This window comes from Acidimicrobiales bacterium (assembly GCA_022452035.1).
In the GTDB taxonomy this organism is placed as follows: Bacteria; Actinomycetota; Acidimicrobiia; order Acidimicrobiales; family MedAcidi-G1; genus UBA9410.
Genome location: JAKURV010000020.1, coordinates 1 through 22,339, shown reverse-complemented (window position 1 = coordinate 22,339; position 22,339 = coordinate 1). Strand labels below are relative to the sequence as shown.

The 22,339-nt window shown below is 66.6% G+C and carries 26 protein-coding genes and 1 tRNA gene; 5 read left to right on the top strand and 22 right to left on the bottom strand.

The genetic code is table 11. The annotated features are described in order from the left end of the window. Window positions 1-112: 112 nt before the first annotated feature. The 5 genes from MK181_07985 to MK181_07965 form a co-directional block, all read right to left on the bottom strand. Window positions 113-871, bottom strand: a complete 759-nt coding sequence (locus MK181_07985) for a class I SAM-dependent methyltransferase (GenBank protein MCH2419740.1) — start codon at window positions 869-871, stop codon at window positions 113-115. 46 nt (window positions 872-917) lie between these two features. Continuing rightward, window positions 918-3,593 (bottom strand): DNA polymerase I, encoded by a 2,676-nt coding sequence (polA, locus tag MK181_07980; GenBank protein ID MCH2419739.1) that lies wholly within the window; start codon window positions 3,591-3,593, stop codon window positions 918-920. A gap of 57 nt (window positions 3,594-3,650) precedes the next feature. Beyond that, complete coding sequence (locus MK181_07975) at window positions 3,651-4,274, bottom strand: response regulator (protein MCH2419738.1); 624 nt, start codon at window positions 4,272-4,274, stop codon at window positions 3,651-3,653. After that, window positions 4,267-4,557 (bottom strand): hypothetical protein, encoded by a 291-nt coding sequence (locus MK181_07970; GenBank protein MCH2419737.1) that lies wholly within the window; start codon window positions 4,555-4,557, stop codon window positions 4,267-4,269. Before MK181_07970 ends, MK181_07975 begins: the two co-directional genes overlap by 8 nt. A gap of 52 nt (window positions 4,558-4,609) precedes the next feature. Beyond that, window positions 4,610-4,696: transfer RNA gene (locus MK181_07965), tRNA-Leu, on the bottom strand. 170 nt (window positions 4,697-4,866) lie between these two features. Here MK181_07965 and fabD point away from each other — a divergent pair. The 4 genes from fabD (at window position 4,867) to MK181_07945 (ending at window position 8,341) form a co-directional block, all read left to right on the top strand. Further along, the gene (gene fabD, locus MK181_07960) at window positions 4,867-6,042 is read left to right on the top strand and encodes an ACP S-malonyltransferase (protein MCH2419736.1); all 1,176 of its coding nucleotides are present in this window, start codon (window positions 4,867-4,869) and stop codon (window positions 6,040-6,042) included. Window positions 6,043-6,072: 30 nt separating this feature from the next. After that, the gene (locus MK181_07955; GenBank protein ID MCH2419735.1) at window positions 6,073-6,786 is read left to right on the top strand and encodes a beta-ketoacyl-ACP reductase; all 714 of its coding nucleotides are present in this window, start codon (window positions 6,073-6,075) and stop codon (window positions 6,784-6,786) included. A 146-nt stretch (window positions 6,787-6,932) separates the two neighbouring features. Beyond that, window positions 6,933-7,169 carry an acyl carrier protein gene (acpP, locus tag MK181_07950; GenBank protein ID MCH2419734.1) on the top strand — a complete coding sequence of 79 codons (237 nt, stop codon included), beginning with the start codon at window positions 6,933-6,935 and terminating at the stop codon, window positions 7,167-7,169. After that, a complete protein-coding gene (locus MK181_07945; protein ID MCH2419733.1) occupies window positions 7,169-8,341 on the top strand; it encodes a beta-ketoacyl-ACP synthase II in 1,173 nt (390 codons plus the stop codon). The genes acpP and MK181_07945 overlap by 1 nt, the downstream gene beginning before the upstream one ends. Window positions 8,342-8,377: 36 nt before the next feature. Here MK181_07945 and fabZ read toward each other — a convergent pair whose 3' ends face one another. The 17 genes from fabZ to hisD form a co-directional block, all read right to left on the bottom strand. After that, window positions 8,378-8,782, bottom strand: coding sequence for a 3-hydroxyacyl-ACP dehydratase FabZ (fabZ, locus tag MK181_07940; GenBank protein MCH2419732.1), 405 nt, complete (start codon window positions 8,780-8,782; stop codon window positions 8,378-8,380). A gap of 127 nt (window positions 8,783-8,909) precedes the next feature. Continuing rightward, window positions 8,910-9,254, bottom strand: coding sequence for an HU family DNA-binding protein (locus MK181_07935; GenBank protein ID MCH2419731.1), 345 nt, complete (start codon window positions 9,252-9,254; stop codon window positions 8,910-8,912). A 198-nt stretch (window positions 9,255-9,452) separates the two neighbouring features. After that, window positions 9,453-9,875 (bottom strand): globin, encoded by a 423-nt coding sequence (locus tag MK181_07930; GenBank protein ID MCH2419730.1) that lies wholly within the window; start codon window positions 9,873-9,875, stop codon window positions 9,453-9,455. Then, window positions 9,872-10,666, bottom strand: a complete 795-nt coding sequence (trpA, locus tag MK181_07925) for a tryptophan synthase subunit alpha (protein MCH2419729.1) — start codon at window positions 10,664-10,666, stop codon at window positions 9,872-9,874. The genes MK181_07930 and trpA overlap by 4 nt, the downstream gene beginning before the upstream one ends. Further along, a complete protein-coding gene (trpB, locus tag MK181_07920; protein ID MCH2419728.1) occupies window positions 10,663-11,817 on the bottom strand; it encodes a tryptophan synthase subunit beta in 1,155 nt (384 codons plus the stop codon). Before trpB ends, trpA begins: the two co-directional genes overlap by 4 nt. A gap of 46 nt (window positions 11,818-11,863) precedes the next feature. Next, window positions 11,864-12,523 carry a phosphoribosylanthranilate isomerase gene (locus MK181_07915; GenBank protein MCH2419727.1) on the bottom strand — a complete coding sequence of 220 codons (660 nt, stop codon included), beginning with the start codon at window positions 12,521-12,523 and terminating at the stop codon, window positions 11,864-11,866. Between the two features lie 10 nt (window positions 12,524-12,533). Next, on the bottom strand, window positions 12,534-13,328 hold the full coding sequence (gene trpC / locus MK181_07910; protein MCH2419726.1) for an indole-3-glycerol phosphate synthase TrpC: 795 nt from the start codon (window positions 13,326-13,328) through the stop codon (window positions 12,534-12,536). A 191-nt stretch (window positions 13,329-13,519) separates the two neighbouring features. Continuing rightward, a complete protein-coding gene (locus MK181_07905) occupies window positions 13,520-14,362 on the bottom strand; it encodes a hypothetical protein (protein MCH2419725.1) in 843 nt (280 codons plus the stop codon). Further along, window positions 14,355-15,872: an anthranilate synthase component I gene (gene trpE / locus MK181_07900; protein ID MCH2419724.1), complete on the bottom strand. Its 1,518-nt coding sequence runs from the start codon at window positions 15,870-15,872 to the stop codon at window positions 14,355-14,357. Before trpE ends, MK181_07905 begins: the two co-directional genes overlap by 8 nt. Before the next feature lie 4 nt (window positions 15,873-15,876). Beyond that, window positions 15,877-16,257, bottom strand: coding sequence for a phosphoribosyl-AMP cyclohydrolase (gene hisI, locus MK181_07895; protein ID MCH2419723.1), 381 nt, complete (start codon window positions 16,255-16,257; stop codon window positions 15,877-15,879). Between the two features lie 53 nt (window positions 16,258-16,310). After that, window positions 16,311-16,688: a co-chaperone GroES gene (locus MK181_07890; GenBank protein MCH2419722.1), complete on the bottom strand. Its 378-nt coding sequence runs from the start codon at window positions 16,686-16,688 to the stop codon at window positions 16,311-16,313. 44 nt (window positions 16,689-16,732) lie between these two features. Next, the gene (gene hisF / locus MK181_07885) at window positions 16,733-17,506 is read right to left on the bottom strand and encodes an imidazole glycerol phosphate synthase subunit HisF (GenBank protein ID MCH2419721.1); all 774 of its coding nucleotides are present in this window, start codon (window positions 17,504-17,506) and stop codon (window positions 16,733-16,735) included. Beyond that, window positions 17,506-18,246 carry a 1-(5-phosphoribosyl)-5-[(5-phosphoribosylamino)methylideneamino]imidazole-4-carboxamide isomerase gene (hisA, locus tag MK181_07880; protein MCH2419720.1) on the bottom strand — a complete coding sequence of 247 codons (741 nt, stop codon included), beginning with the start codon at window positions 18,244-18,246 and terminating at the stop codon, window positions 17,506-17,508. The genes hisF and hisA overlap by 1 nt, the downstream gene beginning before the upstream one ends. After that, window positions 18,243-18,878 (bottom strand): imidazole glycerol phosphate synthase subunit HisH, encoded by a 636-nt coding sequence (hisH, locus tag MK181_07875; GenBank protein MCH2419719.1) that lies wholly within the window; start codon window positions 18,876-18,878, stop codon window positions 18,243-18,245. The genes hisA and hisH overlap by 4 nt, the downstream gene beginning before the upstream one ends. Beyond that, window positions 18,875-19,465 (bottom strand): imidazoleglycerol-phosphate dehydratase HisB, encoded by a 591-nt coding sequence (gene hisB, locus MK181_07870; protein MCH2419718.1) that lies wholly within the window; start codon window positions 19,463-19,465, stop codon window positions 18,875-18,877. The genes hisH and hisB overlap by 4 nt, the downstream gene beginning before the upstream one ends. Next, entirely contained in the window at window positions 19,462-20,535 is a 1,074-nt protein-coding gene (gene hisC, locus MK181_07865) for a histidinol-phosphate transaminase (protein ID MCH2419717.1), read from the bottom strand. The genes hisB and hisC overlap by 4 nt, the downstream gene beginning before the upstream one ends. After that, window positions 20,528-21,829: a histidinol dehydrogenase gene (gene hisD, locus MK181_07860; GenBank protein ID MCH2419716.1), complete on the bottom strand. Its 1,302-nt coding sequence runs from the start codon at window positions 21,827-21,829 to the stop codon at window positions 20,528-20,530. Before hisD ends, hisC begins: the two co-directional genes overlap by 8 nt. Before the next feature lie 19 nt (window positions 21,830-21,848). Here hisD and MK181_07855 point away from each other — a divergent pair, with 19 nt between their 5' ends. After that, the gene (locus tag MK181_07855; protein MCH2419715.1) at window positions 21,849-22,115 is read left to right on the top strand and encodes a hypothetical protein; all 267 of its coding nucleotides are present in this window, start codon (window positions 21,849-21,851) and stop codon (window positions 22,113-22,115) included. The last annotated feature ends 224 nt before the right edge of the window (window positions 22,116-22,339 follow it).

The following is a 22,339-nucleotide window of genomic DNA, read 5'->3' as shown; positions in this document are numbered from 1 at the left end:
GATTCTTCTCGTCGGATGGGAGTAGATGGATACGGGAGCGCCGAAACTCGTCAGGACGCGATTCGGACCGGCTGAGCCTACCGGCCACTCCCGGTAACCCCTTCTGTCGGCTTCAGGCTCCGGAAACGGCCTGTCGGCGGCCTAAAACGAGGAACTCTGGGTGCTCGAGGTCCGGCAATCGGGGGGCGTAGTCGCCCGGGGTGACCGACCGAACTTCGTCGACGTCGAGGCCCGCCCGGTCGCAGAGCAACCGAAGTTCCCGCGGAGTAAAGCAGCTGGTCCATAGGTCGGCCAGGGCCTCCACACCTTCCTGATTCCTCAGGACCGTCCGCTCCCGATTCACCCCTGAATCGGCGTCAAAATGGTCGTCGTCGTCCAGGAACCGGATCTGGAAGTAGGCCGAAAAGGCGGTGAGGGCTATCCGGCCCCCGGGCCGGAGCGCCGCGGCGATACGGTCCAGAACCGCCCCGTCGGGGTCGAGAGCCGCCGGGTCGACCCCCGGGCCCCCGGCCAAGCCAAACGCCCCCTGGCACAGCGATAGGGCAGCATCGAACTCCGCGTCAAACTCCATGGTCCGGGCATCGCCGTGCACGAAACTGGCACCCCCAGGCGCTCCCTCGCGGGCCAACGCCACGAAGGATTCAGAAATGTCGATCCCCACTACCTCCAGTCCCCTGCGGGCTAGTTCGTGGGCATGGCGACCCGGCCCACAGCCCACGTCAAGGATTCGCTGTCCGGGCACAAGGCCTAACGCCTCAACCAGGGCGTCCACTTCGCTCACCGTCCCGTAGGTGAACGAGTACCGGAGGTAGGCGGCGCCGAGGTGTTCGGCCACCTCCTCAAACCAATGTCCCGAGCCACCCTCGGCCACGCGCTACGTCCTCTGTCCATCAGTCGGGTCGGTCATCGTTGGGCCATCAGCCCTTGGCGTCGGCCCAGGTGGCCCCGTCGGCCACATCCACCGCCAACTCGACCCGGAGATCGTAAGCGCCGGTCATCTCGGCTCGGACCAGCGCCTCCACGTCCTGCATCTCGTCCGGAGGGACCTCCAGGATTACCTCGTCGTGGACCTGGAGTATCAGTTCAGAGGCCGCCCCCGAGGCCCGTAGTCCCCCGTCGATGCGGATGAGGGCTACCTTGAAAACGTCGGCCGCCAAACCTTGGATTCCGGCATTCATGGCTTGGCGCTCTCCCGCCTGGCGGACGTTGTAGTTGGGCGACGAGAGTTCGGGGATCCGCCGTCGACGACCGAACAGGGTCTCCGTGTATCCCTTCTGCCTAGCCTCGTCGACTGTCCGGTCCATATAGGCCCGGACAGCGGGAAAGGCGGCGAAGTAAGAATCCAGAATCTCAGACGCCTCGTCCACTGAAGAACCCAGTCGCTGGGAGAGACCGTAGGCCTCCATGCCGTAGGCCAACCCGTAGGCCACCATCTTTGCCCGGTTCCGGATCTCGGTAGTCACCTCCGACGGCTGGATGCCCCACGTCCTGGACGCCACGGCCGTGTGCACGTCGTCTCCAGCCTCGAACGCCGCAATTAGGCCTGGGTCGTCGGCCAGGTGGGCGATACACCGCAACTCGATCTGGTTGTAGTCGGCTACCAACAAGGACCGTCCCGGTGAAGGAACGAAGGCCCGGCGAAAGGCCCTGCCCGCCTCAGTCCGAACCGGGATGTTGTGGAGGTTCGGGGCGTCGGAGCTGAGGCGGCCCGTACGGGCCACCGTCTGGTTGAAGGTGGCCCGGATGCGGTCTCCGGGTCCCACCTCGGCCAGAAGTCCCTCACCGTAGGTAGAGCGGAGCTTCTCGACCTCCCGGTAGGCCAGGAGGTGCCCAACCACCGGGTGGTCGTCACGAAGCCGCTCCAGGGTCGCCGCGTCGGTGGAATATCCGGTCTTGGTCTTCTTTCCCGGGGTCAAACCCAGATTCTCAAACAGGACCTCTCGGAGTTGCTTGGTGGAGTTCACGTTGAACTCCTCACCCGCCGCTTCGTGGACCAGGCCCCGAAGACGGTCGCAGTCGGCAGTAAGGTCACCGCGCAGCCGGGTCAACTCGGTCACGTCAACCCCGACGCCTACTTCCTCCATTCGGGCCAGGACAGCCACCAGCGGAACCTCCAGGGTGGCGTTGAGCTCCCGCAGCCCCTGGGCGTCAAGCGCCGCGATGAGAGGGTCGTGGAGGGCCTGAGCGGCCGCCGCTCGTGCTCCTGCCTCAGCAGCTGGGTCGGCAGCCTCCCCGGTGAGGTCCAGCTGGCCGTCCGGCGGGCCGGCGGCCGGAAGCACCTGGCCCGTGTGGCGCTCCAGCAACGCGCCCAGGTCATACGCCGTGTCGGCCGGGTCGAGGAGGTATGCGGCTAGGGCCGTGTCCAACACCAGACCGATGTCGACTATCCCCCGCCGCCCGAGGGCCCGGAGAAGCGGCTTGGCATCGTGGGCCACCACACCGGGCCCGCCCGGGCCGAGCAACGACAACAGCACCTCGGTCGCCCCTGTCAGGACCGCCTCGTCGATCCACCACGAGCGTTCCCCGTCGGAGATGGCAAGACCACCACCGAGTCCAGGACCGGTCGCTTCCACCGCAGGGTCGGCCTCGGTGGCCACGCCCACCACGCCCCCGGAGAGGGCCTCCACGGCGGCCGCCACCGCGGTGGTGTCGGTACAACGTTCCAGCCGGATTTCCAGCTCGCTGGACGGCTCCTCGGCAGCTGCCAGGCCGCCAAAGCCCACCTCAAGGAGGCTGCCCAGGCGCTCCCGGGCCCGGCCCATCTCCAGCATCCCCAGGAGTCCTCCGGCCCGCTCCACGTCCACCGGGCCCCGCTCCAGGTCGCCGATCTCTAGGCCGAGAGGGACGTCGCGGACAAGGACCATGAGCTCCGCGTTGAGACGAGCTTGCTCCTCGTTCTCGGAGAGGTTCTGGCTGAGTTTGGGTGTCTGGTCGCCTGCCGCTGCGAAGATCCCGTCCAGGCCTCCGTAGGCGTTGACAAGCTTGGCTGCCGTCTTCTCCCCCACCCCCGGTACCCCGGGCAGGTTGTCAGACGGGTCGCCTCGAAGGGCCGCGTAGGCCACGTAGTCGGCGGGCCGTACGCCGGTGCGCTCCAGTATCCCGGCCTCGTCGTACAGGGCATAGTCCGATACGCCCCGTTTGTTGTAGAGCACCTGGACGTGGGGGTCCTCCACCAACTGGTAACTATCCCGGTCGCCGGTCACCACGGTCACGTCCCGCCCGGCGTCGCGGGCCACAGTGGCCAGGGTGGCAATAACATCATCGGCCTCGTAGCCGTCGGCTTCCGCAACGAGTAGTCCCAGAGCGTCAACCAGCTCCCTAACCAGGTCCAACTGCTGGTAGAGGCTGTCCTCCTGCTTCTCCCGGTTGGCCTTGTAGGACGGCAGGCGGTCGTGGCGGAAAGTGCCTCCCGGCCGATCAAAGGCCACCGCCACCCCGTCGGGCTCGTGGTCCCGCAGAAGGGAGATCAGCATCTGGGTGAAGCCGAAGACAGCGTTGGTCTCCTGACCCGAGGCGGTGACCATGTCCCGGGGGATGGCAAAGAACGCCCGGTAGGTCAGCGAATTGCCGTCGAGAAGGAATAGGCCAGACACCAACCGACCATACCGCGGGCCCTGTGATCGCCTCTGGACGCCGGGACGGTACCGCTTCTAAGGCCGGAGGCCCTCCTCGATCACTGCTCGGGCCACGTCGGCCATTGAGCGCCGGCCAGACATGGCCGCCGACCGGATGAACCCGAATGCCTGCTCTTCGGCCATGCCGGCCTCGTCCATCAGCAGACCCTTAGCCCGGTCGATCACCTTCCGGGCCTCCAGGCGTTCGGCCAGGGTCCGGGCCTGGTCGGTAAGCGCTCGCATCTCACGATGTCGGGCCAGGGCCACCTCCACTGCTGGGACGAGGTCGGACCGCTGGAACGGCTTGACCAGATAGGCCAGAGCGCCGGCCTCAATGGCCTGATTGATCAAGTCCCGTTGGCTGAAGGCAGTAAGGATGACCACGGCGGCATCATGGGAGGCGGCGATCCGTCGGGCGGCCTCGATGCCGTCCAGGCCCGGCATCTTGATGTCCAAAATCACCACGTCGGGGTCTAACTCGGCAACGAGCTCCACGGCGTGGTCCCCGCGACCAGTGTCTCCCACCACCTGGTAGCCCTCGTCCTCCAGAGTCTCACGGAGGTCCAGACGGATGATGGCCTCATCCTCGGCCAGCACCACCCTCACCGGTGGTGGAAGGTCGGCGGTGTCGACCCTCACCGAGCCGACCCCGTCAGCCATCGGCAGTGAGCCGGTCCAGCAACTCGTCCTGAGTGGCCTCGAGCCGGGCAATCTCAGCCACTACCTCGTCACGGTGGCGGGCCATGGCCCGAGCATGGCGGTCAGCTCCCCGGTGGGCCCGCTCCGAGATGGCCGTCTCGGAGACCAGCGACCGGACGCGTGCATCGTTGGCATCGGCAGCAAAGTGCGCCAACTGCTCCTCGGCCACCAGGAGGTCCGCTCGGAGCCGTCGTAGGCGTTCGCCGAGCTCGGTCAGCCGTCTTTCGATAACCGGTCGTGTCATGGGACGGTCCAGCCTACGGGTCAGCCCGGTACGCCCCTCGATGTCGCGGTGGTGGTGCCCGGGGCGGGACTTGAACCCGCACGACCTCACGGCCAGAGGATTTTGAGTCCTCCGCGTCTGCCAATTCCGCCACCCGGGCGATCGACCGATCCTACCGGCCGCCCTTCGTCCATCTAACTGGCTGCCTCACTTGCGGAGTACGACCGTTCCCTTTGAGGACCCGGATCGGCCACACTATGGGGCGCCGGGTCGGGCACACTGCCGCTGAGCGACCCGCGGCCAGGCCGCTCCAGGAGACCACCAGAACCGATGATCGCCTTCACCTACTCCGGCCAAGGTTCCCAGCAGCCAGGCATGGGGGCCCCGTGGGCCGACCATCCGTCCTGGGAACTGGTCGAGGAGGCCTCTGCGGCCAGCGGGCAGGACGTAGCCCACCTCCTACTGGCTGCCGATGCTGACCAACTCCGCGAGACCCACAACGCCCAGTTGGCCACCTTCGTGACCAGCATGGTGGTCCTGGACGCCGTCGAGCGCCTGGGCATCGATGCCGCCGGTCATGCCGGGCACAGCCTGGGTGAGTACAGCGCCCTCACTGCCTCTGGCGCGCTGGACTTCGCCGACGCCGTTTCCCTCGTGGTCGAACGTGGCGAGGCCATGCATGTAGCGACCCAAGACCCGCTGGGAACCATGGCCGCCGTACTGGGCCTAGACGACACCGGAGTAGAAGAGGCCTGCACCGCTGTCGACGACGACGTCTGGGTGGCCAACTACAACGCCCCGGGACAGGTGGTAATCGCCGGCTCTCCAGACGGCGTGGCCGCGGCCGGCGAGGAGGCCAAGGGCCGAGGAGCCAAACGGGTAGCCGTTCTGGAGGTCTCCGGCGCCTTCCACACGCCGTATATGGCTCCGGCTCGCGACCGACTCGAGGAGGCCATCGAGCGGACCGACGTACGCCAGCCAGAGGGCGTAGTGGTCGCCAACGTGGATGCCAGCAGCCATACCAACCCGGCCACTTGGCGGGTCCTGATGAACGCCCAGCTCTGTAGCCCGGTGCGATGGTCACAGAGCCTCCGGACCCTCGCTGATGCCGGGTTCACAACCTTCGTCGAGTTAGGCCCCGGCAACGTCCTAACCGGTCTAGCGAAGCGGACCTTGAAGAGTGCTGTTCGGCTCACTGTCAACACCCCGGGCCACCTGGACGCCCTGCTGGACGCCCTGGCCGCCCCTCCGGAAGACAGCCTCTCCGGGCAGGAGGGCGAGCACTTGTTCGCAACTGACCGGATGGTTGTCAGCCCATGTGCCGGCGTTTTTGCCCCGTTAGCCAATCTCGGCCCAGGAAACGTGGTGGCCGCCGGGGACCTCCTCGGACACATTGGAGTCACCGAGGTCCGCTCGCCATTCGCCGGCGAACTGATGGGATGGTTAGCCGTGGACACCGAGCGGGTAACGGCTTCTAAGCCGATCGCCTGGCTCCGGGTGACCTGACCTGACGACCACCGAGAGCAGGAGATCGAGATGAGTCGAGTTGTGCTGGTGACCGGAGGAAACCGAGGTATTGGTCTGGCCTGCGCCAGGGCGTTCGCCGCCCAGGGAGACCGCGTGGCCGTCACCTGTCGGGGCGAGGTGCCGCCCGAAGTCGTCGAAGCGGAGATCTTTCCCGTGGCCTGTGACGTAACCGACTCCGAAGCCGTAGACGCCGCCTTCTCAGCCATCGAGGAGAATTTGGGACCAGTCGAGGTGCTGGTGGCCAATGCCGGGATCACCCGAGATGGCTTGGTGTTACGCATGTCGGACGAGGACTTCAGCGATGTGGTGGACGCCAACCTGACCGGCGCCTTCCGGGTGTCCCGTCGGGCCGTCAAGGGGATGATGAAGGGACGGTGGGGCCGCATCATTCTCGTCTCGTCGATCGCTGGGCGGATCGGCCAGACGGGGCAGGCCAACTACGCGGCATCCAAGGCCGGTCTCGTCGGCCTTGGCCGCTCCCTGGCAAAGGAGTTTGCCAGCAGGAACGTGACCGTCAACGTTGTGGCTCCGGGCCCGATCCGGACCGACATGCTGGCCTCCCTCCCCGAGGAGCAGCAGGACGCCTATGCCGAAGCAGTACCCCTGGGCCGCCTGGGACAGGCCGACGAGGTAGCGGCTCTGGTCGCTTTCCTGGCCTCAGATGCCGCTGGATACATCACCGGTGCCGTGGTCCCGGTGGATGGTGGCCTCTTCATGGGCTGATACTGCCGGACCGGCGGTAAACCCACCGACGGTGTTGGTCGCTGTGACAGAGGCGACCCCTCTCAACGCTCTGAATGCATGTCGACCGGCGGTGAGGGGCCGTAGGGTGAGGCCGGTCCAAATCACCCGAGAAACGGAGCCAGACGGTGAGCGACGACAATTTCAAACGGTTCACAAACTGCGCGGTCGAGGTCCTCTCGGTCGACGCCTCCCAGGTCACCCGCGAGGCCTCCTTTGCTGACGACCTCGATGCCGACAGCCTCGACCTAGTCGAGCTGGTTATGGCACTCGAAGAGGAATTCGACGTCAATGTCGAAGAGGAAGAGCTCGAGGGCATTACCACCATCGGTGCCGCCTACGACCTCATCACCGGCAAGCTCTAATGACCCGACGTCGGGTCGCCGTAACCGGACTAGGCGTTGTCGCCTCGTGCGGCGTCGGTACCGACGCGTTCTGGGACGGCCTCTGTGGGCCGGCACCTGACGGTGAGCGTCGGGTCCACGACTTCGACCCCACTCCGCACTTCGACAACCCCAAGGAGGTACGGCGTAGCGACCGATGCACCCAGTTCGCGATCGCCGCCGCTGACATGGCCCTGGAGCAGGCAGGGTCGCTTACCGCGGACCCTTCCCGACGGGGTGTTTTCATCGGAACGGGTATCGGTGGGATCGAAACCCTCGAGGAGCAGATCCTCATCCGGCACGAGAAGGGGTCCCGACGAGTATCCCCCTTCATGGTGCCGATGATGATGCCAAATGCGGCTCCGGCCGCCGTCTCAATGCGCCATGGATTCCAGGGGCCAGCCGAGAACACCTGCACCGCCTGTGCGGCAGGCACCCATGCGGTAGCCAATGCCGCCCGGCTGGTGGCCCACGGTCGCTGCGACGTGGTGCTAGCGGGGGGTAGTGAAGCACCGTTCGTGGAGACGGCAATCGCCGGCTTCACCAACATGACCGCCTTCTCATCGGTCGGGATCTGTCGCCCCTTCGACGCTGAGCGAGACGGATTCGTCATGGGCGAAGGCGCCGGCGTGCTTGTCTTGGAGGACTGGGAGATGGCCGAGGCCCGGGGTGCCGACATCCTGGCCGAGGTCCTGGGTGGAGCTAGCACCGCTGACGCCCACCACATCACCGCCCCATCACCGGGAGGCATGGGCGCCGTCACCTGCATGCGTCTCGCCCTGGAGGAAGCTGGCGTGGAACCCCACCAGATCAGCCACGTCAACGCCCACGGGACATCAACTCCGCTGAACGACATGGCCGAGGCGGTAGCCATGACCGAAGTCTTCGGTGCTGACGGCCCCCTGGTTACCTCCACCAAAGGGATAACCGGACACGCTCTGGGTGCGGCAGGTGCCATCGAAGCCGTAGCTGTCGTGCTGTCCATGGACAAGGGGCTGATCCCCCCGACCGCTGGCTACACCACCCCGGATCCCGACATGCCGGCGCTGGACTTGGTTACCGGCGCTCCGGCTCCCTGGGAACCCGGCATCTCCATGTCCAACTCGTTCGGCTTCGGTGGCCACAACGGCAGCGTCGTGCTGGCACCGGCCTGACCCCAATTACCCCCACTCGGCGGCTTGCGCGATCGCTCAGTCGCCTTCGACGAAGACAAACATGAGGTCACACCGGCAGGCTTCTTCGTCACCCACCAAAGCCCTCCCGCTCCCCTTACCAGCCCGTGCCGAGACCCGCCCTAACTCGACCTCCAAATCAAGGCGTTCGCCAGGCAGTACCTGACGCCGGAACCGCACGCCGTCTAGGCCGCCGAACAGGGCCAGACGACCGACGAAGTCCGGCCTGGTGAGAAGGGCGTATGCGCCCAACTGTGCGATCGACTCGCACATGAGGACTCCCGGAAGGGTCGGCCGTCCTGGAAAGTGGCCAGCGAAGAAGGGCTCATCACCGGTCAACTGCCAGTACCCCACCGCCCGCTCGCCGACCGTCACCTCGGTGACCTGGGTCAGCAGCAGGAAGGGATCACGGTGAGGAATCACCGTCGCTGGAAGAGGAAGATCGGTGCTGATCAGATCCTCGATCCTCCAACCGGCCCCGTTAACCGGGGGACGGTCAGGTCACGGGGCCAGAGCGCTTCCGCCCCAGCCCCGGTTCCCGACCGGGATGTCACCAGCTGGGCGACTCCGGTGCGGCCTCTGCTGCCTCTTCGGGCTCTTCGGCCTCGGCTGAGCCGCCGCTCTTGGCGGCTGCCTTTAGTTTCGAACCCACAGACACTTTGCAGGCCTTGGTAGCCGGCACATGAATGGACTCGCCAGTGCGAGGGTTCCGGCCCATTCGGGCCGCCCGAGTCACCTGTTCAAACGAGAGCCATCCCGGAATCGACACTTTGTCGCCCCCGGCCGCCACCTCGCCGGCTACTACGTCAAAAAACGCGTCTAGGCAGCCACCGGCGTCCTTGTTGGACACACCAGCTCTATCCGCCATCGCCGCGATCAGATCGCTCTTATTCATCGACCATCTCCTTCTGGGTCTCGGGATGGGCGGGCCCACCTCGTGGTCGAATGACATCCGACTACCTCTGGCCGGCAATGTCAAGCATTTCGGCCCATGGTTCCGCTTGATTGCAGGCATCTCGTATCACTCTCTGCCTAAAGACGAATCACATCACTTCGCCGCGGGGCGCGTCTACAGCCCCCACACCCCCTGAATTCAGGACGGGTGGTTCACCAGATGGCTGCTCGCCCCTGCGAAGTACTCCATCAGTTCAGCCTCGGCGGACGCTGTTAGACCTCCACCGACTAGGGCAGCCGCCATAGACAGAAGCCAAGCTTCGCGCTCGGCCTCCCCGATCCGAAACGGTGCGTGACGTATCCGCAGCCGGGGATGACCTCGTTCGGCGCTGTACTCGGCGGGTCCTCCCCAGTACTGCTGCAGGAAGCCGGCCAGTCGGTGACGCGGACCCTCTAGGTCGTCCGGGTAAAGCGGCCGCAGGACCGGGCTGGTGGCCACGTCGTCATAGAATCGATCGACCAGAGCCACGAACCATTCCGGCCCCACCAAGTCGTACAGGGTGTCGGCCCTCCGCCCGGTGGCGTCAACCCAGGGATGTTCCCCTCCTAGTGGGACGTTCACGAGGCATCCAGAGCGCTCCGGAACGCGGCCACTAGTTCACCGACCCGCTCCGGACCGGCACCGTCCAGCATCCGCTGGACGACAGCCGATCCGATCACCACGCCATCACCGTGACTGGCGGCCTCCACGGCCTGTTCCGGGGTTCCCACACCCACGCCGACCAGTACCGGGAGGTCGGTCAACGGCTTGAGACGGGTCGCGATCTCCACCGCGCTGGCCGCCAACTCGGCCCGGACACCGGTCACGCCGAGCAGGCCGACGCCGTAGACAAACCCCCGAGAGCGTTCACAGATCCGAGGTAGCCGCTCGTCGGGTGCCGTAGGAGCAGCCAGCAGAATCGGTTCAACCCCCGCCTCCTCGGCCACGTTCAGCCACGCTCCAGCCTCCTCCAGGGGAAGGTCCGGGAGGATGCATCCTGAGACGCCCGAATCCACCAAGGTGGTGGCGAACCGCTTTAGGCCCATACGGTGGACGATGTTGTAGTACGTCATCACCGCCAACGGCGCCCCGACGTCGGCACCGCGGAGGGCATCCAAGATCCCCACGGGGGTAGCGCCATCCTCTAGCGCACGGTCGTTGGCCGCCTGGATGGTAGGCCCGTCCATCACCGGATCCGAGAAGGGCACCCCGATCTCGATGGCATCGGCGCCTGCCGCGGCAATGGCCCGGACCGTGTCAAGCCAGTCCTCGCCCAGGCCGCCCGTCGCATAGGCCACTAGACACTTGCCGCCAGCATCCCGGCGGTCCCGCAGCGCGGCCTCTACCGGCCCCGGGGGTCGCCCGGAGCTCATCCCAGGATGTCCATCATCTGGGCCACGTCCTTGTCGCCTCGGCCCGAGAGGTTCAGTACCACCGACTTCCCGGCGAGTGACGCCCGTTCCCGGGACACCCAGGCCAGGGCATGGGCCGGTTCTAGGGCGGGGATGATGCCCTCATGTCGGCTCAGAAGCTGGAAGGCTTCCACCACTTCGTCGTCGGTCACCGCCTCGTACCGGGCCCGACCGATGGACGCCAGGTAACTGTGCTCGGGTCCCACTCCCGGGTAGTCCAGCCCTGCGCTGATGGACTCGGCCTCCAACACCTGGCCGGCCTCGTCCTGCATCAGGTACGACTCCATGCCGTGGACCACACCCGGGACCCCTCGCCCGACGGCCGCCCCGCCGGCCGGCTCCACCCCCACCAGCTCGGTGTCGGCGTCAGCGAAGCCTGAAAAGATCCCGATGGCGTTGGAACCGCCGCCCACGCACGCCACCACAACGTCCGGAGGGGCACCCAGCAGAGCCTCGCTTTGCTCGCGGGCCTCTTGGCCCAGTACCTCGTGGAAGGTACGGACCATCCACGGATACGGGTGGGGGCCCATCACCGAGCCCAGGCAGTAATGCGACTCCTCCACGGTGGCCACCCAGTCCCGCATGGCTTCGTTCACGGCGTCTTTCAGGGTTCGGCTGCCCGATAACGCAGTACGGACCTCGGCTCCCAGCAGCCTCATCCGAAACACGTTGAGCTCCTGGCGCCTGACGTCGACCTCACCCATGTACACGCAGCACTCCATGCCCAGCAGGGCCGCGGCGGTGGCTGCAGCAACCCCGTGCTGGCCGGCACCTGTCTCGGCCAGGAGCCGGGTCTTGCCCATCCGTTGGGCCAGGAGCGCCTGGCCCAGCACGTTGTTGATCTTGTGGGATCCCGTGTGGTTGAGGTCCTCACGCTTGAGCAGCAGACGGCAACCCAGTTCGGCCGAAAGGTTGTGGCACTCCGTCATGGGCGAGGGTCGACCGGCGTAGTCCGCCAAGAGGGCGTCTAGGGCAGCCCGGAACGACGGATCGGCCCACGCATCGCGGAAGGCCGCTTCTAGTTCCAGGACGGCCGGAATCAGGGTCTCCGGGACGTACCGGCCTCCGAACTGGCCGAAGCGTCCCTCGGGGCTCGGTTCGGAAAGGGTCACGGACCCTCCGTCTCTGGCGGTCTCGGACCCTTTGTAGTTCTCACTTTCATCCCTCTTCCTGCCAGTCGAATGGGCGACGCTCGGCATCACCCTCGTAGCGGACGGGTTGCGCTGCCCTCGCGTTGGCCATGAAGGCCCGGAGGAGCCGTGGGTCCTTCCTCCCCGGTTCAGCCTCCACCCCGGTCGAGACGTCGACTCCGTACGGGTCCACCTCCTCGATTGCCGAAGCCACGTTGTCAGGCGTCAGGCCTCCGGCCAAAAGCATCGGTCGGTTCGAGGGGGCACCCTCGGCCAGGGACCAGTCAAAAACCTCGCCAGAACCGGGCGCCTGGGAATCCAGTAGGAGGAGGTCGGCTCCATATTCGTCAAACCGTTGGAGGTCCGGAGAGCCGGCGGGTAAAGCGCGGATGGTCATGGGCACCCGTTCGGCCACCCACTGGCAGGTGGCCGGCGACTCACGGCCGTGTAGTTGGGCCGCCTTCAGCCCGATGGTGTTGACGGTTTCGACCACCCGGGCCTTACCCCGGTCGCGGAACACGCCGACGGTTAGGACATCTGGGGGAAGCTGACCGACGATGTCACGGACTACCGACTCGGCCACCTGACGGCGGGACGTGGCGAAGATGAATCCCAAAGCGTCGGCGCCCATGGCGGTGGCTAAGAGAGCGTCCTCAGCGCACGTAATACCGCAAATCTTTACAAACACGCTGCCGACGCTACTCCCCGGTCCCGAGGCCCCGAAGGCCACGGATAGCGCCACGCCGGTCACTTGACGTCACTACGGACTCCCCGACCAGCAACGCCTGGTAGCCAGCTTCGAGCAATGGGGCGGCATCAGCCACGTCCCGGATTCCCGACTCGGCCACCCGGATCACGCCGTCAGGCATGAGCGGTCCCATCCGTACCGCCCGGGCCGTGTCGACCTCGAACGTGACGAGGTCCCGCTGGTTCACCCCAACCAGCCGCGCGTTGATAGCGAGGGCCCGTTCCAATTCAGCCTCGTCGTGGACCTCCACCAGGGCATCTAGGCCCACCTCGCTAGCCAGATCATGGAAGTCCCCCAACTGGAGATCGTCAAGTGCAGCCACAATGAGCAGTACGGCGTCGGCGCCCATTAGCCGGGCATCACAGACGTCCCGGGCGTCCACGGTGAAGTCCTTACGCAGGACCGGTACCGACACGGCCTCCCTTGCCGAGGCAAGGTCTTCTGGGGAGCCGCCGAAGTGGTCGCTGTCGGTCAGAACGGATAGGCAGGCTGCTCCCCCAGCGGCGTACTGGATCGCCACGGCCCCCGGATCCAGATCGGCGGCAAGGTCCCCGCGGGAAGGTGACCGTCGCTTGACCTCGGCGATAATCGCCGGCTCGCCCTCCGGAACTCCCAGGAGGGCCTGGCCGAACCCTCGGGCAGGCGGCGCCATCCGGGCTCGTTCAACCAGAGCGTCCAGGATCCTCTTGTCGGCGGCCGCCTCGGTGCGGTGGACGTCCAGGATCCGATCCAGGTAGGTGGCCACAACCCGAGGCTAGCGACGGTACTCCGGAGCCGACCCCCCGGTTACCTGCCCTTCCCTCACTCTGCTCGTCATCATCTCCTCGCGCGCTGTTTATGGAAGCGGGTGTGGCTATGGACCGGGCGGCGGTTTGAGACACGATGACCGAGGGGCATGAACTCGACTGGAGCAATCGGGCCATGGCGGCCCTGTTGTCAATCGTCGAGAAGTGAGACCGTCGTGGACCCTGCCGGATCGACCGCCTGGACATCGGCGGGGGTGGCCACGGCCCGACGGACCTCAGCCAGCGCCACGAAACCGTTCTCGATAGCTGCCACGCTGGTCAGGCGGCCGGCCGGTCGGCCCTCAGCCTCCAGTTCCGTCCCCACAGGCGGCACCGACCCGGCTCCGGTAGCGCGCAGGATCCGGGTCGGTGTACCGGCAGCGCGGCTGTCCACGCGGGCCACCAGTTCCTGCCCGGTGTAACAGCCCTTTGTGAAGCTGGTCGACCGGTTCACGACTCCGGTGGCCGCCGGAATCGTCGATCCGTCCATCTCCGACCCCATGGCCGGGATTCCCGCCGAGATCCTTCGGACCTCCCAGTCGCTTGAAGCCCCTACCGCCAATCCCTCCGGTTCAGACACTGACGGACCAAGGAGGTCCACGGCGCATAGCCCGGGCCACGATACGGCGATCCTCAGGCCGTCTTTTGGAACCGGGAGGTCGTCCAGCGACCCGTCCAGGACGGTGACAAGGTCCCAATCGACGGCCTCGACCGTGCAGTCCGTGCGGAGGAGAAACCTGGTCAGCCGCTGTACCACGACCTTGCCGTAACCAATATCCACGTCCAGGACGTAGCGCTCCGCGGATAGGCGCGTAACTCGCATCCAGGCGTCGACCTTGCCCGTCGGCTGGAGAAGGAAGGTCTCGCCAGATCCACCCACGGGTAGGACCTCAACGTCCTGGCTGAGCTGTCCCTGGAGGTAGGTGCCAGCATCCGGTCCGGCCACCACGACCACGTCCCGGGATCGGCGTACGGCTAGCGGGCTGTCAATCACTGGAGGCCATCCGGCGGGCCGCCGTCATCCGTCGTGCCGCTGGAATGGTCAAAAGGAGGGCTCGGGCCTTGTTCTGACACTCCAAGTGTTCCAGCTTCGGGATACTGTCGGCCACGATCCCTGCTCCTGCCTGGACTGAGGCGATACCGTCGGCCACCAGCATGGTGCGGATGGCAATGGCCGTGTCGATGTTGCCGGAGAAGTCGAAGTAGCCCACCACCCCGGCATACGGACCTCGCTTGACCGGCTCCAACGCGTCGATGATCTCCATAGCCCGGACCTTGGGGGCACCAGAGACCGTTCCGGCGGGCAAAGTGGCACGGAGCACGTCGATTGGCGTCCGACCCTCGGCCAGGTCGCCGGCCACCTGGCTGGTGAGGTGCATGACGTGGCTGTAGCGCTCCAGCGTCATCATCTCCTCAACCTCCTCGGTACCAAAGGCCACTACGCGTCCCACGTCGTTACGGGCCAGATCGACCAGCATCACGTGCTCGGCCAGCTCCTTGGGATCCTCGGCCAGCTCGGCGGCCATACGCCGGTCGTCGGCCTCGGTTCGTCCTCGGCGTCGGGTCCCAGCGATAGGACGAGAGACCACCCGCCCGTCCAACAGCTGCACCATCGGCTCTGGCGAGGCCCCGACCACCGAAAGGTTCTCGTAGCGGAGGAAGTACATGTACGGGCTGGGGTTGACCTGGCGGAGCACCCGGTAGACGTCGAACGGCTCAGCGTCCAGCTCCACGTCGAACCGCTGTGAAAGCACGACTTGGAAGATGTCGCCAGCGAAGATGTGCTCCCGTGCCGCCTCCACGGCCAGCTCGTAGGTTTCCGCTCCCATCGTGGAGGTGACCTCGGGCGGCTCCTCATCGGGGTGCGGGGGGAGCATGAGGGGCTCGTTAAGGGGCCGGGCGCCGTCGGCGGCCAACGTTTCTAGGCGGTCCACGGCGGAGTCATAGGCGGCATCCAGGGCAGCGTCATCGGCTCCCTCGGGGACGACCACGTTGACCAGGAGCACGGCCCGCTGGCGCCAATGGTCGATGGCCACCAACTCGCCGATGACCGACATGATCCCGTCGGGAAGGCCCCGGTCGTCGTTGGGCACGTTCGGGAGGTGCTCAACCTCGCGGACGACGTCGTAGCCCAAGTAGCCAATGAGCCCACCGTGGAGCGGGGGCAGTCCTTCGATGTCCGGCGACCGGAAGCGGGCCAGGAGGTCCTCCAGAGCCACCAAGAGTCCATTGTCGGTCCGGACGCTGTCGGGCAGGTCGCCGTCTACCTGCAACGCACCCCCTGTCGAGGTCAGGGTGGTAGACGGATTCCGACCGATGAACGACCAACGTCCCCAGGTCTCCCCACGGTCCACACTCTCCAGCAGGAAGCCCTCGCCGTCGCCCACACAGCGGGCAAACAATGAGACCGGCGTCGTCAGGTCGGCCAGTAGTTCCCGCCAGACCGGCACTACGGCATGCCCGCGGGCCAACTCCCGGAACTCCTCGCGGTGGGGAGCGACCATCAGGTCAGCCGTCGTCTAGTCCGAAGGCCCGGAAGAAGCAGCTGTATTCGCCGGTGTGGCAGGCTCCCCGCCCTTCCTGCTCGACTACGAACAGGAGCGTGTCGCCGTCGCAGTCGTAGTAGGCCTCCCGAACGTATTGCCGGTCCCCCGAGGTCTCCCCCTTACACCAGTACTCCTGGCGACTCCGGCTCCAGAACCAGGTTCGGCCGGTGGCCATAGTCTCACGGAGGGAGGCGTCGTTCATCCACGCCATCATCAGAATCCGGCCCGTGTGCTCCTCCTGGATGATGGCCGGTACGAGACCGTCGTCGTTGAAGGTGACCTGTCCGAGCTGCTCCTCGGTGGCAGGAAGCGGAATCGAGACGGGGGCGGAGGCGTCGGCCATGCCACCCAGCCTACGGTCGCCTGTCCGCCGGTCGGGCCTGTATTCGGGCGGCCTCAGAGGTAGAGGCCGGTGCTGCCCTCCTCCAGACGCTGGGCGGCCACGGCGTGGACGTCCCGTTCCCGGAGGATGACGTAATCATGGCCGCGGACCTCGACCTCGTACCGGTCCTCGGGGTTGAACAGGACCTGGTCGCCAACCTCCATGGTCCGCACGTTCGGTCCGGCGGCCACCACTTGTGCCCAAGCCAGGCGCTTGCCCACCTGGGCAGTGGCCGGTATCAGGATCCCGCCGGTGGACCGCCGCTCGCCATCCTCAGTGTCGGAACAGACCAGGATTCGGTCGTTCAGCATCTTGATGGGGAGACCCTCGTCATCCGAGGGCCCGGGGACCGGGTTGCGGCTCAAAGGGGTCGTGGTCGACCTGTCGTTCACCGGCGCAACGGTATCGGCCATGGATCGGTGACCGGCCGGACCTCTCAGGCCCCCGGGGGCCGCACGGTCACACCGGCAGCCGCCAGGTATTCCTTGGCCTCGGCCACGCTGTGTTCCCCGAAATGGAAGATTGATGCGGCCAGAACAGCGTCGGCTCCCCCTTCGGTGACCCCCTCAACCAGGTGATCGAGGCTCCCTACCCCACCGCTGGCGATCAACGGGACTGGGCAGACGGCGCCCACGGCCCGCAGCATCTCTACGTCAAAGCCGTCACGGGTCCCGTCCTGATCCATGGAGGTGCACAGCACCTCCCCGGCCTTCCGGCCCACCACCTCGTCCACCCAGGCCACGGCATCCCACCCGGTGGCCGTGCGGCCCCCGTGGGTGAAGACCTCGAACCCGCTATTAACGCCGTCGCTCCGCCGGGCATCTACGGCAACCACCACGCACTGGCTCCCGAACTCAGCGGCCAGTTCAGCCACCAGGTCCGGCCGGTCCACGGCTGCCGTGTTGATCGACACCTTGTCGGCTCCAGCTCGCAGAATCACTCGGGCGTCCTCAACCGAACGGATGCCGCCTCCCACGGTGAACGGGATGAACACCTCTTCGGCCGTTCGCCGGACCATGTCAACCGTGGTGTCCCGGAAGTCGGAGGAGGCAGTGATATCGAGGAAGACCAGTTCGTCGGCACCTTCCAGGTCGTACCGGGCGGCCAACTCAACTGGGTCACCTGCGTCGCGCATGCCGACGAAGTTCACGCCCTTGACCACACGGCCAGCATCCACGTCGAGGCACGGAACCACCCGGACGGTCTGCATCAGCAGTCCCTCAAGGTCTGAATAGCGGTCGCCAGGTCGACCGTGCCCTCATACAAGGCCCGACCGAGAATGACCCCGGCCAACCGTCGGCCGGCTACCGCCAGGTCCGCAAGGTCCTTTAGGTCTGATGGGCGACCCACACCACCCGAGGCCACCACGTCGATCTCAGTGGTCGCCAGGGCCGCTGTCAGCCCTTCTAGATCGGGGCCTTGCAGGGTGCCGTCCCGCTCGATCTGGGTGATGACGAAGGCGTCAGTCCATCGGCTCGAGAACAGTTCAAAGGCGTCGGTCAGGAGTAGTCCGCTTCCCTCCGTCCACCCGCGGACGGCCACCTCTTCGCCCCGGATGTCCAGCCCGACCGCCACCCTGCCCAGGTCGGCCACCTGGTCCACCAGCTCCGGATCCTCGATGGCCGCCGTACCCATCACCACCCGGGATACCCCGGCGTCGAACAGGATCCGTGCGTCGTCCAGGGTGCGCACACCGCCTCCCGCCTGGACCGGGACGTCCAGGGCGGCGGCCACCTCGGCCACCACCTGGCGGTTCACTGGATCACCGGTCCGCGCCGCGTCCAGATCCACGACGTGTACCCAGGTGGCTCCGGCGTCCTGGAAGGCCCGCGCCTGGGCCGCCGGGTTGTTGCCGTATACCGTCTCCTGCTCGTAGTCGCCCTGGAATAGCCGGACGCACCGGCCGCCCAGGATGTCGATGGCGGGAAAGAGCGCGGGGGCCGTCGTCACGCGGAGACCCCGGCAAGGGACCCCACGAAGTTGGCCAATACCTGGAGGCCCACTCCGCCGGACTTTTCCGGGTGGAACTGGCAGGCCCACAGGTTGTCGCAGGCCACTGCAGCGCACACATCGGAGCCGTAACAGCAGGTCGCTACGGTGTCCGGACCCACGGGTGCTGCGTAGCTGTGCACGAAGTAGGCCCACGGATCCTCGACAAGGCCCGCCAACAGAGGGTGATCACCGATGCGGTCCAATCGGTTCCACTGCATCTGGGGGCGCTTTACGTCTCCGACCAGGAGGCCGACCTGTCCGTCCAGTACGCCAAAGCCCCGGTGGTTAGGGGCCTCGGCGCTGCCCTCGTAGAGCAACTGGAGGCCGACACAAATCCCGAGGAACGGCCGGCCACCATCGGTGGCCGCTCGTGCGGCATCAGCGGCTACCTCGGCCAGGCCGGTCGCCTCCAGAGCCTCCACGCACCGGCCGAAGGCCCCAACGCCGGGAAGCACTACTCCGTCAGCCTTGGCTACCAGGTCCGGGTCGTCGGTCAGTCGGGCGTCGGCGCCGACGCGTTCGAGGCCTTTCTGGGCCGACCGCAAGTTTCCAATGCCGTAGTCCAGGACAGCGACCAGCGGTCCGCTCATAAACTTCCCTTGGTCGAAGGCACTCCCTCGCCATCGATCCGCACCGCGTCGCTGAGGGCGCGGGCCATCCCCTTGAAGGTGGCTTCGACGATGTGGTGGGTGTTCTTCCCCCGAACCAGTGTCAGGTGCACGGTGATCCGGGCGGCCATCGCGAAGGCCCGCCAGAACTCCTCCATCAGCTGGGGGTCGAAGGGGGGATCGCCGAGGATCTTCTGGCCTGGGAAGTCCACCTCATGGTGTAGGTAGGGGCGCCCCGAGAGGTCCAGGGCCACGTCGACCAGCGCCTCGTCGAGCGGCACCCGAGCGTTGGCAAAGCGGCGAACACCAGCCTTGTCGCCTAGGGCCTCGGCGAAGGCCTCGCCAACCGCGATGCCCACATCCTCCACGGTGTGGTGGGCGTCGATGTCTAGGTCCCCAGTGCAGTGCACGTCAAGACCGAAGCCACCGTGGCGTCCCAGCTGGTCGAGCATGTGGTCGAAGAACGGGATCCCTGTAGACGCCGACACCGGGCCGCCGTCCAGGTTGATCGAGACGCTGATCGAAGTCTCGTTGGTCGACCGTTCGCGGGTCGCGGATCGAGTCGTCATGACAGTGCCTCCCGAAGGGCGTTGAGGAACCGGTCATTCTCGTCGCTGGTTCCGATGGTGACCCGGAGGCATCCCTCGACGCCCTCCATGGTCGTGAAGTCCCGGACCAGCACCGATCGGTTGACGAGGTCCTGCCAGACCTCCCGGCCGGGGCGGGCCTCGGGACGAAAGAGGATGAAGTTGGCTGCCGACGGCCAGGCAGTGACAGGAAGGGCCTCCAGGGCGGTAGACATCCGTTCCCGCTCGGAGACCAGGACCGAGATGCGCTGGTCCATTGCCGGACCGTGGGCCAGCGCTAGCTCCCCGGCAACCTGTTTGAAGGCGTCTAGATGGTAAGGCAGGGCCACCTTCTCCAACTCGGCCACGCACCACGACGGTGCCAGTAGGTACCCGATCCGGGCTCCAGCCATGGCCCAGGTCTTGGAGAAGGTCCGACTCACCACGAGGTTCCGGTCGTTGTCGAGCAGGTCCACGGCACTGTGCGGAGCGAACTGTCCGTAGGCCTCGTCCACCACCACCAAGCCACCGTAGGAGCCGGCCGCCTCCACAACCTCGGATACGAGATTCCCCGGGTCGAGGGTTCCCGTCGGATTGTTTGGCGAGCAGAGGACCACTAGGTCGGGGCACTCGGCGTCAAGCAGGTCGGCCACAACGGTCGGGGCCAGGGCGAAGTCAGAATCCCGACGGGCTCGAACCACTCGGGTGCCGGTAAACCGTGCAATCTGCGCGTACATGGCGTAGGTGGGTTCGAAGACGGCTACTGACCGACCGGACCCGCCGTAAGCCATGAGGAGGCTCTGGATCACTTCGTTGGAGCCGTTGGCGGCGAACACCTGGTCGGCACCGACGCCGTAACGTTCGGCTAGGGCAGTCCGAAGCCGTCCGGCACCACGGTCCGGGTAGCGGTTCCAGCCGATGGCCCGCGTCGCCTCGGCCAACGCGTCGGCGAACTCCGCCGGGGGCGGAAGCGGGGACTCGTTGGTGTTAAGACGGACCGCGACGTCCATCTGGGGTGAGTGATAGCCCTCTAGGGCGACTACATCAGGCCGGGAGGTAGGGCGCTTAGCCATCGTTTCCCTCCCCTGCCTCAGTCCGGATGCGCACCGATCGGGCGTGGGCGTCCAATCCTTCGGCGTCGGCCAGGGCGACGACGTGAGGGGCTAGGCGTCGCAGCGCCCCCTCGTCGGCAGTCACCACGTGGACCTCCTTGGTGAAGTCAGCCACTGTTAGGGCTCCCGAGAAGCGGGCCGTGCCAGCGGTAGGCAAGACGTGACTGGGTCCGGCCACGTAGTCGCCGAGCGACGCTGGGGACCACGGACCACAGAAGACCGCGCCGGCATGACGGACCCGCTCGGCCAACGCCTCAGCACCATCCACCATCAGTTGCAGGTGCTCGGGCGCAATGGCGTCGGCTACGGCCAGCGCCTGATCTGGGCCGTCCACCAGCACGCTCCAACCAGCATCAGCCAGCGTGGCCGTGATGTCCTCCCGGCGGGGAGCCTCGGCCACCATTCGGACTACTTCGGCCTCCACGGCCTCTGCCACCGCCTCGTCCCACGTAACCAGCCAGGCCAGACCGTTCGGGCCGTGCTCGGCCTGGACTACGACGTCGACAGCGGCGAAGAGCGCAGGGACCGAGGCGTCAGCCACCACCACCACCTCCGACGGGCCGGCGAAGGCCGACGGGATACCAACATGGCCCGCCACCTCGCGTTTAGCAAGGGCCACGTACACGCTGCCCGGCCCGACAATGACGTCCACGGCGGGCACGGTTTCCGTCCCATAGGCCATGGCGGCCACCGCCTGAGCCCCTCCCACCGCATACACGGCATCGACTTTGGCCACAGCAGCAGCGGCCAGAGTCACATCGGCGATTCGGCCATCAACTCCGGGAGGAACGCAGAGGACGACCTCGTCCACTCCGGCCACCCGTGCGGGTATGGCGGTCATCAGGACGGTGGAGGGGTAGGCAGCTCGGCCGCCGGGGGCGTAGCAGCCCGCCCGCTCCACAGGGCGGGACAGGGAGCGGATAACCAGACCCTCTTCCTCGGTTCGGCGCTCGGGTCGCACCTGGCCGACGTGGTGGCGCCGGACAGCCTCGGCCGCTACCTCCAATGCCTTCAGGACTCCGGGCTGGATGCGGTCAGGAGCGGCGGCAACCTCAGCGGGGTCGACGCGGATGGCCTCTAGGTCGGCACCGTCGAAACGGGAGGTCATCTCCAGCAGGGCAATGTCTCCCCGCTGGCGGACGTCGGCCAGAATGGCCCGGACCTCGTCCAACGGTCCCTCGCCGGCTATCGCTGGCCGGGGGAGAACCGACTGGACGTCCTGGACCGAGCCACGCAGGTCGAGCCGCCGGAGCATCCCGTCACGCTACCGGCCGGTGCCCGTCGTACTGGAAGAGCTTTCCAACATGCTGGACCGACGGCAACCGCGGGACCAGACTTCAGCCATGGAGCCCGAGCACGCCGCCGAGTTGTCGTCGGTAGCCGCCCAGCTAGCTGATTTGGTCCACCGGGTGGAGAACCTGGCCGGAGAGGGGAACGCCGATCGGGCTGAGGACCGTTCTGCACTCCTAGAGGTGGAGCGGCACCTCCGGGGAGCGCTCCGAGAGATGGAACGCTCCCGGAGGGCCACCGAAGGACGCTGACCGGGGAAAACCGTCGCCATGAGCCGAAAAAGTCGCTCGGCGCCCTGTAGGGCGCCGAGCGGGCGAGGTGGGTGGCGGGGACCCGGTCCTCGCAGGCCGGGTGGCGGGACCCGGCTGGGTGAACGTACTACACCCGCAGTGGATGTGGAACCGGTTCCTGCTAATGAGTTCTGTGATCTTCGTCACCAGCGAGAACCCGGCTTAGACCTCCGACGCCGGGCAGA